Consider the following 13,063-nt stretch of genomic DNA (forward strand, 5'->3'; position numbering starts at 1 on the left):
ACGCCCAAAAAGTGGACGATTTTAGTCCGGTATCGCACCTGATTGTGCGCAATTCAGTCCTTCGGACCTTTAATCACCATATTGCTTAACGACAAGTGTGTTTGCAGTGCAAAATCAATTTAATCGATTAGACGAAAAGCGGCATTTTCAGGTCCGACCGAGACGTGGCGCCCAGTTAACGATACGGGCGAAAACCATAACCAAATCCGTGACTTTCCAGCGGAATTGCCCCAGAGTGCGGTTAACGATTTGTTAAGCGTTTTGCGGAGGACGGACAGAATGACTCTGTTGCGGGCATTCCATGCGACCAAAGTTCTAGCACTTGCGGGCCTGCTTGTCGCGACTGCCTGCCTGCCGGTGCGGGCGGGAGACTGGGGCGGGCCACGGGAAGTGCAGACGCGCACCCGACACATCAGGCTGTATTCGCATCGTTCCTTCAGTCGCCACGAGTTCGACCGCATGGGCTACGGCACAACGTACAGCCGCAATCGCCTGCCACGCAACCAGTGGGCCGCCGAGAACGGACCGCCAGAAGTCGAGACCCGGACCCGGCATATCCGCTTTCCCCGGTATCGTCCTTACGACAGGCAATATAGCGAACGCCTGCGCTATCGCGACGGCTGGGGGCGGGACCAGGCAGTGCGTAACATCTGGACATCAGGCGACCGCTATGATCATCGCCCGGATAGCTACGGCGGTGAACGGCTTGATATCTACGGCGGCGATGGCTTCCCGGACACGATCGGTAGCATCGGCACCTATGCCGGCGGCATTTCGGCCTATAGGGATCCCGGCAACGGCATCTACTTCAGCCAGGAGGGCAACTACAGCTACTATGACGACGGCCAGTTTACGCCGCCGCCGCAGGTGAAGCGCGCAAAGATCATCGTGATGTCGCCGAAAACGTTCAATCGCGCCTGCGCCTGGGAGCACGGCGTCTGCGTGATCCGGCGATAGCGGTGACGGCTCCCACCGAGGAGCCACCGGGCCTGCGCGCGGTCACACGCCCATGGCGCCGATGATGGCGCCCATCGCCGACAGCACCAGCAGCCAGTGCACGCCGTCGATCAGCGACAGGCTCCAGCCGAATCCCTGGTAGCGGTGATTGACGACCATGCTGGTTGCGACGAAACCGAGCCACAGGAAGAACGCGGAGACAATGCCGTTAAAAGCGGTGACCTGGGCCGGGCCGAGATGGCCGACGACACCGGCGACCATCGTCGCCATCACTAGTTCTGAGACAAAGGAAATCGCGAAAAGAACCGGCGACATCTGCGCCGTCGCGGGGTCGATGCGCGCCGCCTTCATCCAGGGTTTGCCGAGAACGCCGTAATAGCCGGCGCCAATGACGAAGGCCGCAATGGCGGCAATCAGCACCGCCAGATAGTTCATGCCCGCAAAAGCCATCTTCGTTCCCCTCATCCCCTTATCGTTTTTAGGAAGTTGGAAGCGAATGCGTTGCCGCTGTCAATCGGGCACGGAAGGAGCCGTTGATGCGCCGAACTGCCAGACCGTCGTGCGCTTGACCTCGCTGTCTTCAAGCGCCCTTGTGACCGGCACTTCGTAGGTCGCCAGCGCCGTCATCCTGTCGCGCGGACAATAGGAGCGGCCGGGATCGCCGACGATGACGGTCGCGCCGCCGGAGCTGAGCGCCGTAAACCAGGGCAGCAGGCGCTCGGCAAAGGACTTGTCGTAGAAGACGTCGCCGGCAAGGCAGAGGTCGGCGGCCAGATCGCGGCCGGTAATATCCTCTGCGGTGTAGGCAATATCGACGCCGTTCAGTTCGGCATTGAGCCGCACCGCCGTCTCGGCCCAGGGATCGATATCGGCCGCAAGAACAGAAGCCGCCCCCGCCTTCATCGCGGCGATGGCGACCAGCCCGGAGCCCGAGGCAAAGTCGACGACGCGTCGGCCGCGAACGACCTCCGGATGATCGATGATATAACGCGCGAGCCCCTGCCCGCCGGCCCAGGCAAAGGCCCAGAACGGCGGCGGCAGACCGATTTCCTCCAGCTCCTCCTCGGTTTTCAGCCAGAGCTCATGCGCTTCCGTCGCCAGATGCAGCCGGATTTCTGGCACATGCGGCGGCGACAGAACGTCGGTGTTGGCGCGGATGAAGCTTTCGGGATCGGTCTTCAAGAAACACTCCGAGCGTGATCCGAAATGCGGGAGCCGGTTTTCGGATAAATCACGCGGAAAAACAAAGCTACCGTGGCGGACTGTCGAACCCGGCCATGCGGCAGACCTCGATCCATTCGTCCTCGGTGACCGGCTGGACTGAAAGGCGCATGCTGGTGACCAGCGCCATGTTGGCGAGCTTGGGGTTATCCTTGATCTCCTTCAGCGTCACCGGGCGCGGCACGTCGCGAACAGCGCGAATGTCGACGCAGTCCCAGCGGGCATCGCCCTCGGCGGTCGAATCCGGATGCGAAAGCGCGCAGACCTCGGTGATGCCGACGATTTCAAGCCCTTCGTTCGAGTGGTAGAAGAAGCCCTTGTCGCCGATCTGCATCGCCCGCATGTTGTTGCGTGCGAGGTAGTTGCGCACGCCGGTCCATTCGGTGCCCTTCGCGCCGGCATCCTTCTGCATCTGCCAGGACCACTTGAAGGGCTCGGATTTGTAAAGCCAGAATGCCATCGCGCCTCAAGCCTCCGGGTTGTTGAAGACCCAGTTGAAGGCCTTGATTTCGACGTTGGAGAACAGGCCGGCCTTGGCGTAGGGATCGGCTTCGGCGATGGCGCGCGCATCGTCGATCGTCTCGGTCTTGACGATCACCAGGCTTCCGGTCGGCTTGCCGTCGTCGCCGAGGAAGGGGCCGGCCATCTTCAGAATGCCCTTGGCATTGAGGTCGTTGAGATAGGCGACGTGATCCGGACGCGTGTCCAGCCGAAGCTGCAGCGCGCCTGATTTGTCGGTGCATTGAAGTGCGAAGAGCATGCTTCCTCCTGACGAAGTCATTCCTGGGTGATCGGACGGGACATCAATTGTTCAAGGGCGGTGCGCACATCGAGCTTGCCGTCGATGATGGCGGCGACCGCCTCGGTGATCGGCATCTCGACGCCAAGATCGCGGGCGACGCGGGCGGCGACCGAGGCTGCAAAGGCCCCCTCGACGAGTTCGCCCTGGCGTCCGCTGCCGCGGCCATCCTTGCCGAGCGCAATGCCGAAGCGCAGGTTGCGCGACTGGTGGCTGGTTGCCGTCAGCACGAGATCGCCGAGCCCCGAGAGGCCGCGAACGGTATCGGCATCCCCGCCTTCGGCGACGACGAAGCGGGACATCTCCGCAAGGCCGCGCGAGATCAACGCCGCCCGGGCGCTGTCGCCCAAACCTGCGCCTTCGACGATGCCGCAAGCGATGGCAAGCACATTCTTCAGCGCGCCGCCAAGTTGCACGCCGATGCGGTCTTCTGAAGGGTAGAGACGGAAGGTCGGGCCTGACAGAGCCTCCGCAAGCAGCGTCGCCGTGTCGTTGTCGGCGGCAGCAACCACCATCGCCGTCGGCAGCCCCTTGGCGATGTCAGCTGCAAAGCCGGGGCCGGAGAGCACGCCGATGCCGTGGCCCGGCAATTCTTCCGCCAGCACGTCGGTCAAAAGCCGCCCCGTTGCCTGCTCCATGCCCTTAGCGCAGGTGACGATCGTCGCCGCGGCATTGATCGACGGACCGTATTGCCGCGCCGCATCGCGGTGTGCCTGCGATGGCATGACGAACAGCACGATCTCAGCGTCGCCAAGCACCGCAGCATCCGCGCTGTGCTTGAGCCCTGCCGGCAGGTCGATGCCCGGGAGCGACGGCTCGTTGCGGCCGGTCAGCCGGCATTCATCCGCGGTTTCCTCGCGCCGGGCGAGAAGGGTCACATCGCTGCCGTTAGCGGATGCGGCGACGGCCGCAAGCGCCGTGCCGAAGGCACCCGCTCCGACCACCACGATCTTCGGGTTGGTGTTCATATCCTGTCCATCATGCCCTGGCTGCTTTCCGTCATGCCTTGGCGCCGCGCTTGCCCGAACCAAGCAAGGTCTGCGCCTTTTGGTCGAGCGGCCAGCGCGAGCGCGGCGCGACATCGAGACCATCCGCCGGCAAACCGGCGGCAAACCGTTCGGCACCCGCCCAGGCGATCATCGCGGCATTGTCGGTACAAAGCGCAAGCGGCGGCGCGATGAAATCGAAGCCGTTCTTGTTGCAGAGTTCCTGGAGCGTTGTCCTGAGCACCTGGTTGGCGGCAACGCCGCCGGCAACGACCAGCGCCGGCCTTTCCACGGACGCGTGATCCGTCTTGAACCGCTTCAACCCGCGCCCGATCCGATCCTTGAGCGTGCGCGAGATCGCGCGCTGGAAGGAGGCGCAGATGTCGGCAATATCCTGGTCCGTCACCGGCTCCAGCGACTGCGCCGCCTGGCGCACCGCCGTCTTCAGCCCGGAGAATGAGAAATCGAGCCGGGCATCGCCGACCAACGGGCGCGGAAAATCGAAACGCTCGCCATTGCCATTGCGGGCGGCACGCTCGACGGCCGGCCCCCCGGGATAGGGAAGACCGAGCAGCTTGGCCGTCTTGTCGAAGGCCTCGCCGAGCGCATCGTCGATCGTAGTGCCCCAGCGCTCGTAGGCGCCGACGCCCTTGACCAGGATCAGCTGCGTGTGGCCGCCGGAAACGAGCAGCATCAGATAGGGAAAACTCAGACCATCGGTGAGCCGCGCGGTCAGCGCGTGACCTTCCAGGTGATTGACGGCATAGAGCGGCTTGCCGGTTGCCCGCGCGATCGCCTTGCCCGTCATCAGTCCGACGATGAGGCCGCCAATCAGACCGGGACCACTTGTCGCAGCAATCGCATCGATGTCGTTGAGCGTCACGCCGGCCCGCAGCAGCGCCTCCTCGATCAGGGTGTCGAGCGCTTCGACATGGGCGCGCGCGGCAATCTCCGGAACCACGCCGCCATAGGCGCTATGCTCTTCCAGCTGGCTCAGGACGACGTCGCCGAGGATGCTTCCCCTGCCGTTTTCGTCGCGCAGCACGACGGAAGCCGCGGTTTCGTCGCAGCTTGTTTCTATGCCGAGGATGCGCATGGGCGGAGACATCAGGAACTACTCAAAGATTGCGGTCGCACCGAAAGGTGGGTACACGGAACTCCGGTAACAATGGATAGCCTTTGATGCAAACAAAACCTTTCCGGATCGGCACGCGTGGCAGCCCACTGGCGCTCGCTCAAGCCCATGAAACGCGCGATCGCCTCGCGGCCGTGCATGGTCTGTCGCCGGAAATGTTCGAGGTTGTCATCCTTTCCACCAAGGGCGACCGCATCACCGATCGGTCGCTGGCCGAGATCGGCGGCAAGGGCCTGTTCACCGAGGAAATCGAGCAGCAGCTCCTGTCGGGCGAACTCGATTTCGCCGTGCATTCCTCGAAGGACATGCCGACCAAGCTTCCAGATGGCCTGTTTCTTTCCGCCTTCCTGCCGCGCGAGGACATTCGCGACGCCTTCATCGGCCGCACCGCACCCAGGCTCCTGGAATTGCCCGAAGGCGCGACTGTCGGCTCGTCGTCGCTGCGCCGGCAGGCGCTGATCCGGAGGCTCAGGCCCGACATCAACGTCATCACCTATCGCGGCCAGGTCGAGACGCGGCTGCGCAAGCTCGCCGAAGGCCAGGTCGATGCGACGCTGCTTGCCTATGCCGGCCTGAAGCGGCTCGGCATGGCCGACGTGCCGACAGAACTGCTCGACCCGGAAGAGTTTCCGCCGGCACCGGCGCAGGGCGCGATTTGTATCGAGAGCAGGATCGGCGACAAACGCGTCAACGACCTGCTCGCCGCCATCGACGATAGCAGAACCCATGAGGCGGTCGCCTGCGAACGCGGCTTCCTTGCGACGCTCGACGGCTCCTGTCGAACGCCTATCGCCGGCCTGGCGGTCTCGGACGGCACGCATCTGCGTTTTTCCGGCATGATCCTGACGCCGGATGGCAGCACCCATCACCGCATCACGGTCGAAGGCAAGGCTGCCGATGCCGAAGCCCTCGGGCAAAAGGCCGGCGAAGATATCCGCGCGCAGGCGGGACCGGGCTTCTTCTCGAGCTGGACTTGAGCCATGCGGCTGCTCGTGACCCGGCCGCAGCCCGCCGCCGAGGCTACGGCCCGCCGTCTGGAAGTCATGGGTCATCAGCCGCTGCTGTTGCCGCTGGCGCGGGCGGAACATTTGCCAGAGGCGGCACGGAAAGCACTCGAAAGACCACATGCCGCAGTCGCGCTGACCAGTGCCGAAGCCGTACGGGCGTTGGGCGAACTTGGCGCCGATCTGGAGCCCTATAAAGCGGAACCCTGCTTCTGCGTCGGCGAAGCGACGGCCCGGGCGGCGCGCGATCTCGGCTTTACCTCGCTCCACACGGGAGAGGGAACCGGCAGGAGCCTTGCCGAAACGATCGCCGCCACGCTTTCTGCATCGCGGGCGCCCCTCCTCTATCTCGCAGGCTCCCCCCGCTCCGACGGACTTGAAGCCACGCTACGGCAGCTTCGCATCGAGCATGTCACGGTCGAATGCTACCGGATGCAGCCGATCGCCCATCCGCCCGACATATTGGCGCGCCTGATATCGGCCGGCCGGCCGGACGCGGTGCTGCTCTATTCCCACGACACCGCGCGACGCTTCGCCGCGCTGCTTGTCGAAGCCGGCCTCAAGACCGCCGCTTTCTCTCCGCGCTATCTCTGCCTCAGCGCCGCCGTTGCCGGAGCGCTCCCGGATGGAGCCTCAGTCGAGGTCGCAGCAAGACCAGACGAAGAAAGCCTTTTCAGCCTTCTCTAATGCTATTTCGATCAAAAACGGAAGCAAGGGGGCTTTCCCTCACCGGCCAGCCTGACTAGGTTTGTTGCAAGAACCGACAGGCAACAACGGTAAGAGGTCACCATGGTATCGGAAAACCCGCCGCGCCGCTCGAAAGCCGAGAAAGAGCCGCTGACGATCGACCTTGAAGCGGAAAAGACCGTGACGGAAAATGCCGAAACGACGGCAAACCCCGCGGCAACCGCCGATGAACCGACCGAAATCCCCGAAGCCGATGGCGCAGCGGAAGCCCGCGTCGAAGAGGAAATCGAGGAGCAGCGCGCCGATGCGGCAGCCGCCGCCTTCAACGAGGAGCCGCCGCATTTAAGCCGTGAGCCTGAAGCAAGCCCCGTACAAAAGCCGCCGTCCAATTCCGGTTCACTGGCAGCCGGGATCCTCGGCGGCCTGGTGACGCTGCTCGGCTTCGGCGTGCTGCAATATGCCGGCTATGTGCCGGGGCTCGGCCCCGACCGCGGCACGTCTTCCACAGAGCTGACGCTTTCGAGCGAGATCCAGGCCCTGCGCGATCAGGTGGCCGGCATACAGGCGCCAACCACAACCGTCGACATTGCACCGCTCGAGAACCGCCTCGCCGCATTGGAACAGACGGCAGCACAACCGGGCGCCGGCGGAGTGGCGACCGGCGAGATGACGGCACTCAAGGCCGAAGTGACGAACCTCACCAAGGAGATCGCCGCGCTGAAATCAGGCCTTGCCGAAGCGCAGCAATCGGCAACGACGGCCAGAGCCGAACTGGCAAGCCGCATCGATTCCGCCGAACAGAAACTCAACGAACCCGCCAACGATATCCAGGTTGCCAAGGCCGTCGCCGTCACCGCGCTTAAGACCGCGATCGATCGTGGCGGGCCGTTCCTGGCTGAACTCGATGCGCTTCGCAGCATCGCCCCTGATGAAACGGCCGTCACCGCCCTCGCTCAGGATGCGACGACGGGCGTGGCAACGCGCGCCGACCTTCGCCGGGATTTTGCAACCACATCCAATACCATGCTCGACGCGCTTAATCAGCCGGACCCGAACGAGGGCATCTTCGATCGCCTCGTCTCCAGCGCCATGTCGGGCATTCGCGTGCGTCCCGTCGGCAGCGTCGAAGGCGACACGCCGGAGGCCGTCGTCGCCCGCATCGAGGACAAGCTCAACAACGGCGATCTTAAGGGCGCGGCATTGGAATGGGACGGTCTTCCGGCTGCGGCCAAGACCGCCGGTGAACCGTTCAAGGTCAAGCTTGACCAGCGTCTCCGGGTCGAAGGCATCATCGATGCGGCGGTCGCGGCAACGATGAACAAGTCCACCACCCAGGGCTGAGGAAGACAGACATGATCCGCATTTTGATCTTCATCCTGATCGTTCTGGGTCTCGGCCTCGGCTTCGCGTGGCTCGCGGATCGGCCGGGCGAACTGTCGCTCGTCTGGCAGGGCCAGCTCATCGAAATGAGCCTGATGCGCGCGGCATCGCTGCTGATCTCGCTGGTCGCCGCCGTGCTGATCGCCATCTGGCTGGTGCGCACCATCTGGCTGTCGCCACACACCGTCACCCGCTATTTCCGCGCCCGAAAGCGCGACAGGGGCTACCAGGCACTGTCGACTGGCCTGATCGCCGCCGGCGCCGGCGACGCCAACCAGGCGCGCAAGATGACCGCCCGCACCCGCGGCCTGATCAGCGCCGATCAGGAACCGCTGATCCACCTGCTCGAAGCCCAGACGTTCCTGATCGAAGGCAAATACGACGATGCGCGCAAGAAGTTCGAACTGATGGCCGACGATCCGGAAACGCGCGAACTCGGCCTGCGCGGTCTCTATCTCGAAGCCAAACGCCTCGGCGCACACGAGGCGGCGCGTCAATATGCCGAGCGGGCAGCCGAAAAAGCGCCGCACCTGCCCTGGGCGACACTGGCAACGCTCGACAGCCAGAGCCAGGCCGGACAATGGGATGACGCACTGCGCTTGCTCGACCAGAGCAGGACAGCCCATGTGCTTGAGCGCAAGGAGGCCGACCGCAAGAAGGCCGTGCTTCTGACCGCCCGCGCCATGACGCGCCTCGACGGCGATGCCAAGGCGGCCCGCGACGACGCGCTTGCAGCACTCAAGCTCGACGAAAATCTGGTGCCCGCCGCACAGGTGGCGGCAAAGGCGCTGTTTCGCGAGGACAACCTGCGCAAGGGAGCATCGATCCTCGAAAAGGCCTGGAAACATGAGCCGCATCCCGATGTCGCCCGCCTCTACGTGCGGGCACGCGGCGGCGACACGGCGGTCGACCGGCTGAAGCGGGCGAGAAAACTCGAATCGCTGCGCCCGAACAACGCGGTGGCCATGGCAGCCGTCGCCGAAGCAGCACTCGAGGCGCGCGAGCTTCTGCTTGCCCGCACCAAGGCGGAGGCCGCAGCCCGGCTGGAGCCGACCGAAAGCATCTTTCTGCTGCTTGCAGATATCGAGGAGGCCGACACCGGGGACGAGGGTCGCATCCGCCACTGGATGGCCCAGGCCCTGAAGAGCCCGCGCGATCCGGCCTGGACGGCCGACGGCGTGACTTCCCCGACCTGGCTACCGGTCTCGCCGGTCAGCGGACGGCTCGACGCCTTCGAATGGAAGGCACCGGCCCTGCAACTGGCCGCACAGGTCGAGGATGGCCACCTGAGCGCCGATGAAGCGATCCGCAGCCTGCCCCCTGTCATGGCTGAGCACCATCCCGTAGGCCACGGCACGGCTCCGGCCAAACCGGTCGTCGATACGCCCGTGATCATCGAAGCCGCAGCCGAGACGCCGCGCGAGCGCGCCGAGCCGATCAAGGTGGTGGAAACGAAAAGACCTGCCCCGATCGTCGAGAGGACACGCGAGAAGGACGGCGCCTCCAATGGCGAGCCGGTCGCCGACCCGTTCTTCGGCCGTCCTCCGGATGATCCCGGCGTGCGGGAACCGGCTGTCGGCAAAAAAGTGTCGGAAAAGACCACTTTCCGATTGTTCTGAGTTTTGAGGGGCTGTGGGCGAAAACATGTTTGAACGCTTCCGGACGTTTCTTGAGGGCCTGACCGGCCCGACGACGCGGATCGAGAGGGGTGATCCGCGCGTGGCGGTCATCGCGCTCTGCATTCAGGTGATGGAGGCGGACGGCAAGATCCTCGCCTCCGAGCAGCGCAAGATGCGCGCCATCATCAAGCAGCACTATGAACTCGACGATGCAGCACTCGACGCGCTTGTCGAAGCCGGCAAGTCCGCCGAAAGCGAGGCCATCGACTTCTATCAGTTCACCGCCGAAGTGAAGCGCCACCTCTCCGAAGAGCAGCGCATCGAATTGATCGGCATGCTCTGGGAGGTCGTCTACGCCGATGGCGAGCGCAGCGAGATGGAAGATCACGTGATCTGGCGGATCGCCGATCTACTCGGCGTCTCCGGGCGGGACCGGGTTTTGAAGCGACGGGAGGTCGCGGCCAGGATCGATGCGGCGGAAGAAGGCGAACCGCAACAGGAAAGCTGAAATGCCGATAGCCGCCGAGACCGACAGGAAGCCCATCCTCATCGTCCTGCACCAGGAGCGATCGAGCGCCGGCCGTGTTGGCCAGATCCTCGCGCAGAAGGGTTTTTCCCTCGACATCCGTCGTCCGGCGCTTGGCGACGAGCTGCCACCGACGCTCGAGCACCACGGCGGCACGATCATCTTCGGCGGGCCGATGAGCGCCAATGACGAGGAGGATTTCGTCCGCCGCGAGATCGACTGGCTATCGGTGCCGCTCAAGGAAAACAAGCCCTATCTCGGCATCTGCCTGGGCGCGCAGATGCTGGCGCGCAACCTTGGCGGCAAGGTCGCGCCGCATCATGAAGGCATGACGGAAATCGGCTGGTACCCGCTGGTCGCCACCGACGCCGGGCGGGCACTGATGGACTGGCCTGACATGGTCTATCACTTCCATCGCGAGGGGTTCGATCTGCCTGCAGGTGCCGAGTTGCTGGCAACCGGCGAAACCTATCCGAACCAGGCCTTCCGCTATGGCGAAAACGCCTGGGGCATCCAGTTCCATGGCGAGCTGACGCGCGCGATGATGCATCGATGGGTGGTGCACGGCGCGCACCGCTTCGAACTGCCCGGCGCCCAGATGGGCAAGGCCCATCTCGACGGGCGCATGCAGCACGATGCGCCGTTGCGCACCTGGATGGAAAATTTCCTCGATCTCATTTTCGTGCAGGCGGGCTCCAGGCAGGCGGCCTGACGCCAAGCTTTGCAGCTCGAACCCGCGCATTTCCTGGAAAGGCTCTAACGATGATGCTCCGGCACGTCGAGCGTGTCGATCTTGCGCAACTGCGGGAAGCCGAGCGCCCAGAGCGCTGACACCAGCAACGTGCCTGCGCCGCCGAAAGCGACGGCAAAGATTGCGCCAAAGCCGGATGCCATCATGCCGGCCCGGAACTCGCCGAGCTCGTTGGAGGCGCCGACGAACACCATGTTGACGGCATTGACGCGGCCGCGCAGCTCGTCCGGCGTCCACAGCGTGATCAGGATCTCGCGTACATAGACCGAAATCATGTCGGCAGCGCCCATGACCACCAGTGCAGCGATCGATATCCATGGCGTTGCCGACAGGCCGAAGACGACGGTGCCGAGGCCGAAGAGCGCGACGCCGGTGAACATGTAAAAGCCGGCGCGGTGGCGAATGGGGTGGGCGGCAAGCCACACCGCCATGCCGACGGCGCCAACGCCGGGGGCGGCGCGCAGCAAGCCTAGGCCCCATGGGCCAAGATCAAGGATATCGCGGGCAAAGACCGGCATCAGCGCGACAGCGCCGCCGAGCAGCACCGCGAACAGATCGAGCGAGATCGCACCGAGCACCACCTTCTCCGCCTTGATATAGCGGAAACCGGCTGTGATCGTTTCCCAGCTCTGCACCGGTGCCTTGGAGCGCGCCGCCGGCTTGGGGATGGCAAACACCATCAGCGCCGCGGCGGCGAAGAAGCAGACGCCGACGGCATAGGGCGCAACGGAGCCGAAGCCATAGATCAGGCCGCCTGCAACCGGACCGACGATCATCGCCGTCTGCCACGAGGTCGAATTCCAGGCGATCGCATTGGGTAGATCTTCGGGCGGGACGAGATTGGGTGCCAGCGACTGCGAGGCGGGGGCGAGAAACGCCCGCTCGATGCCGAAGACGACCAGGATCGCATAAACAGGCCAGGGCGAGAAAAGCCCCGTGACCGTCAACGTGAGCAGCGCCACGGCACACAGCGTGCTGACGGCCATGCAGATGCCCATGATCATGCGCCGGTTATAGCGATCGGCAACTGACCCCGTGACCAGAATCAGCACCAGCGACGGCAGGAACTGGAAGAGCCCGATAAGCCCGAGGTCGAACGGATCGCGCGTCAGGTCGTAGATCTGCCAACCGACCGCGACTGAAATGATCTGAATGGCAAAGTAGGCAAGGAAGCGCGAGAAGAAATAGCGGCGATAACCGACATGCCCGAAGGCGGCAAAACGGTGGGTGGTATGAACGGCAGACATAGGGGAAACGCTCCTCGATGGTACCGATCTTTGTCCGATCCGCATTAAACATGATCGCGCACGGTAAATCGGCGTACTTGCTCGTTTAGGTCTCAATGTCTACATGTCTGTCAATAACGATTTGGAGACCGGCATGATTGCTGTCATCGGCACCTTGAACTTTATTATCAACATCGCGTGGTTTCTGATCATCGCGTCAGCCATCTTTTCGTGGCTCTATGCGTTCAACGTCATCAACGTGAACAACCAGGCGATCAACATGATCGGCCGCTCGCTCTACCAGCTGACCGAGCCGCTCTATCGTCCGATCCGCCGGGTCCTGCCCAATATGGGCGGCGTCGACCTTTCGCCGCTGGTCGTGCTGGTGATCCTCTATTTCATCCAGCTTTTCCTGAACACGACGATCGCGCCGGCGCTCCTGCGCTGATCCATTGACGCAGCAAGCGTTCACCGCCCACGGAGATCACGTGCGCGTCACCGTTCGACTGACACCGAACGGCGGACGCGACGGGATCGATGGGGTGGAGAGCGGCGCCGACGGGCAGGACCATCTCAAGGTCCGCGTGCGCGCCATTCCGGAAAAGGGCAAGGCCAACCAGGCCCTGATCGCCGTCCTCGCCAAAGAGATCGGCGTCGCCAAGAACCGCATTTCCTTCATCTCAGGCGAAACGCAGCGCAAAAAAATCCTCCGGATCGACGCCGACCCGGAGGATGTTTTGAAACGGCTTGCCGAACTGGTCGGCAAATAGCC

The 13,063-nt window shown here is 63.8% G+C and carries 16 protein-coding genes; 9 read left to right on the forward strand and 7 right to left on the reverse strand.

What is annotated here, in order from left to right; genetic code table 11:
- Window positions 1–279 precede the first annotated feature (279 nt).
- Complete coding sequence (locus tag ASD00_RS29725; RefSeq protein ID WP_025425093.1) at window positions 280–957, forward strand: hypothetical protein; 678 nt, start codon at window positions 280–282, stop codon at window positions 955–957.
- Between the two features lie 42 nt (window positions 958–999).
- Here ASD00_RS29725 and ASD00_RS29730 read toward each other — a convergent pair whose 3' ends face one another.
- The 6 genes from ASD00_RS29730 to tsaD all read right to left on the reverse strand — a co-directional run bounded on the left by ASD00_RS29730 (window position 1,000) and on the right by tsaD (window position 5,071).
- A complete protein-coding gene (locus ASD00_RS29730) occupies window positions 1,000–1,407 on the reverse strand; it encodes a DUF1761 domain-containing protein (protein ID WP_025425094.1) in 408 nt (135 codons plus the stop codon).
- A gap of 60 nt (window positions 1,408–1,467) precedes the next feature.
- Entirely contained in the window at window positions 1,468–2,139 is a 672-nt protein-coding gene (locus ASD00_RS29735; RefSeq protein ID WP_025425095.1) for a methyltransferase, read from the reverse strand.
- A gap of 67 nt (window positions 2,140–2,206) precedes the next feature.
- Window positions 2,207–2,638: an EVE domain-containing protein gene (locus ASD00_RS29740; protein WP_025425096.1), complete on the reverse strand. Its 432-nt coding sequence runs from the start codon at window positions 2,636–2,638 to the stop codon at window positions 2,207–2,209.
- A 6-nt stretch (window positions 2,639–2,644) separates the two neighbouring features.
- Window positions 2,645–2,938, reverse strand: coding sequence for a YciI-like protein (locus tag ASD00_RS29745; RefSeq protein WP_025425097.1), 294 nt, complete (start codon window positions 2,936–2,938; stop codon window positions 2,645–2,647).
- A 17-nt stretch (window positions 2,939–2,955) separates the two neighbouring features.
- Window positions 2,956–3,945, reverse strand: a complete 990-nt coding sequence (locus ASD00_RS29750) for an NAD(P)H-dependent glycerol-3-phosphate dehydrogenase (protein WP_025425098.1) — start codon at window positions 3,943–3,945, stop codon at window positions 2,956–2,958.
- Window positions 3,946–3,976: 31 nt separating this feature from the next.
- Window positions 3,977–5,071, reverse strand: coding sequence for a tRNA (adenosine(37)-N6)-threonylcarbamoyltransferase complex transferase subunit TsaD (gene tsaD / locus ASD00_RS29755; protein WP_057210846.1), 1,095 nt, complete (start codon window positions 5,069–5,071; stop codon window positions 3,977–3,979).
- A 74-nt stretch (window positions 5,072–5,145) separates the two neighbouring features.
- Between tsaD and hemC the strand changes: the two genes are divergently transcribed.
- From hemC to ASD00_RS29785, 6 genes are all read left to right on the forward strand, one after another.
- Window positions 5,146–6,075: a hydroxymethylbilane synthase gene (gene hemC, locus ASD00_RS29760; protein ID WP_025425100.1), complete on the forward strand. Its 930-nt coding sequence runs from the start codon at window positions 5,146–5,148 to the stop codon at window positions 6,073–6,075.
- Window positions 6,076–6,078: 3 nt separating this feature from the next.
- Window positions 6,079–6,789: a uroporphyrinogen-III synthase gene (locus ASD00_RS29765; protein ID WP_025425101.1), complete on the forward strand. Its 711-nt coding sequence runs from the start codon at window positions 6,079–6,081 to the stop codon at window positions 6,787–6,789.
- Between the two features lie 102 nt (window positions 6,790–6,891).
- Window positions 6,892–8,130: a COG4223 family protein gene (locus tag ASD00_RS29770; RefSeq protein WP_025425102.1), complete on the forward strand. Its 1,239-nt coding sequence runs from the start codon at window positions 6,892–6,894 to the stop codon at window positions 8,128–8,130.
- 11 nt (window positions 8,131–8,141) lie between these two features.
- Entirely contained in the window at window positions 8,142–9,788 is a 1,647-nt protein-coding gene (locus tag ASD00_RS29775; RefSeq protein ID WP_025425103.1) for a heme biosynthesis protein HemY, read from the forward strand.
- A gap of 25 nt (window positions 9,789–9,813) precedes the next feature.
- On the forward strand, window positions 9,814–10,296 hold the full coding sequence (locus tag ASD00_RS29780; RefSeq protein ID WP_025425104.1) for a TerB family tellurite resistance protein: 483 nt from the start codon (window positions 9,814–9,816) through the stop codon (window positions 10,294–10,296).
- Window position 10,297: 1 nt separating this feature from the next.
- Complete coding sequence (locus ASD00_RS29785; RefSeq protein WP_025425105.1) at window positions 10,298–11,026, forward strand: glutamine amidotransferase; 729 nt, start codon at window positions 10,298–10,300, stop codon at window positions 11,024–11,026.
- 44 nt (window positions 11,027–11,070) lie between these two features.
- On the opposite strand, the gene ASD00_RS29790 is transcribed toward ASD00_RS29785, so the two are convergent.
- A complete protein-coding gene (locus ASD00_RS29790) occupies window positions 11,071–12,312 on the reverse strand; it encodes an MFS transporter (protein ID WP_025425106.1) in 1,242 nt (413 codons plus the stop codon).
- A 133-nt stretch (window positions 12,313–12,445) separates the two neighbouring features.
- On the opposite strand from ASD00_RS29790, the gene ASD00_RS29795 reads away from it, so the two are divergent.
- A complete protein-coding gene (locus ASD00_RS29795) occupies window positions 12,446–12,739 on the forward strand; it encodes a YggT family protein (RefSeq protein WP_025425107.1) in 294 nt (97 codons plus the stop codon).
- Window positions 12,740–12,743: 4 nt separating this feature from the next.
- Window positions 12,744–13,061 carry a DUF167 domain-containing protein gene (locus ASD00_RS29800; RefSeq protein WP_025425108.1) on the forward strand — a complete coding sequence of 106 codons (318 nt, stop codon included), beginning with the start codon at window positions 12,744–12,746 and terminating at the stop codon, window positions 13,059–13,061.
- Window positions 13,062–13,063 lie beyond the last annotated feature (2 nt).

Origin of the sequence: Ensifer sp. Root31 (genome assembly GCF_001424825.1) — a bacterium.
GTDB classification, from domain to species: domain Bacteria; phylum Pseudomonadota; class Alphaproteobacteria; order Rhizobiales; family Rhizobiaceae; genus Ensifer; species Ensifer canadensis.

Bases quoted from the DNA above. Each gene is read 5' to 3' on its own strand.
- ASD00_RS29725 (WP_025425093.1), top strand. From the start codon at position 280: ATGACTCTGTTGCGGGCATTCCATGCGACCAAAGTTCTAGCACTTGCG.
- ASD00_RS29730 (WP_025425094.1), bottom strand. From the start codon at position 1,407: ATGGCTTTTGCGGGCATGAACTATCTGGCGGTGCTGATTGCCGCCATT.
- ASD00_RS29740 (WP_025425096.1), bottom strand. From the start codon at position 2,638: ATGGCATTCTGGCTTTACAAATCCGAGCCCTTCAAGTGGTCCTGGCAG.
- ASD00_RS29745 (WP_025425097.1), bottom strand. From the start codon at position 2,938: ATGCTCTTCGCACTTCAATGCACCGACAAATCAGGCGCGCTGCAGCTT.
- ASD00_RS29750 (WP_025425098.1), bottom strand. From the start codon at position 3,945: ATGAACACCAACCCGAAGATCGTGGTGGTCGGAGCGGGTGCCTTCGGC.
- tsaD (WP_057210846.1), bottom strand. From the start codon at position 5,071: ATGTCTCCGCCCATGCGCATCCTCGGCATAGAAACAAGCTGCGACGAA.
- hemC (WP_025425100.1), top strand. From the start codon at position 5,146: ATGCAAACAAAACCTTTCCGGATCGGCACGCGTGGCAGCCCACTGGCG.
- ASD00_RS29765 (WP_025425101.1), top strand. From the start codon at position 6,079: ATGCGGCTGCTCGTGACCCGGCCGCAGCCCGCCGCCGAGGCTACGGCC.
- ASD00_RS29770 (WP_025425102.1), top strand. From the start codon at position 6,892: ATGGTATCGGAAAACCCGCCGCGCCGCTCGAAAGCCGAGAAAGAGCCG.
- ASD00_RS29775 (WP_025425103.1), top strand. From the start codon at position 8,142: ATGATCCGCATTTTGATCTTCATCCTGATCGTTCTGGGTCTCGGCCTC.
- ASD00_RS29780 (WP_025425104.1), top strand. From the start codon at position 9,814: ATGTTTGAACGCTTCCGGACGTTTCTTGAGGGCCTGACCGGCCCGACG.
- ASD00_RS29785 (WP_025425105.1), top strand. From the start codon at position 10,298: ATGCCGATAGCCGCCGAGACCGACAGGAAGCCCATCCTCATCGTCCTG.
- ASD00_RS29790 (WP_025425106.1), bottom strand. From the start codon at position 12,312: ATGTCTGCCGTTCATACCACCCACCGTTTTGCCGCCTTCGGGCATGTC.
- ASD00_RS29795 (WP_025425107.1), top strand. From the start codon at position 12,446: ATGATTGCTGTCATCGGCACCTTGAACTTTATTATCAACATCGCGTGG.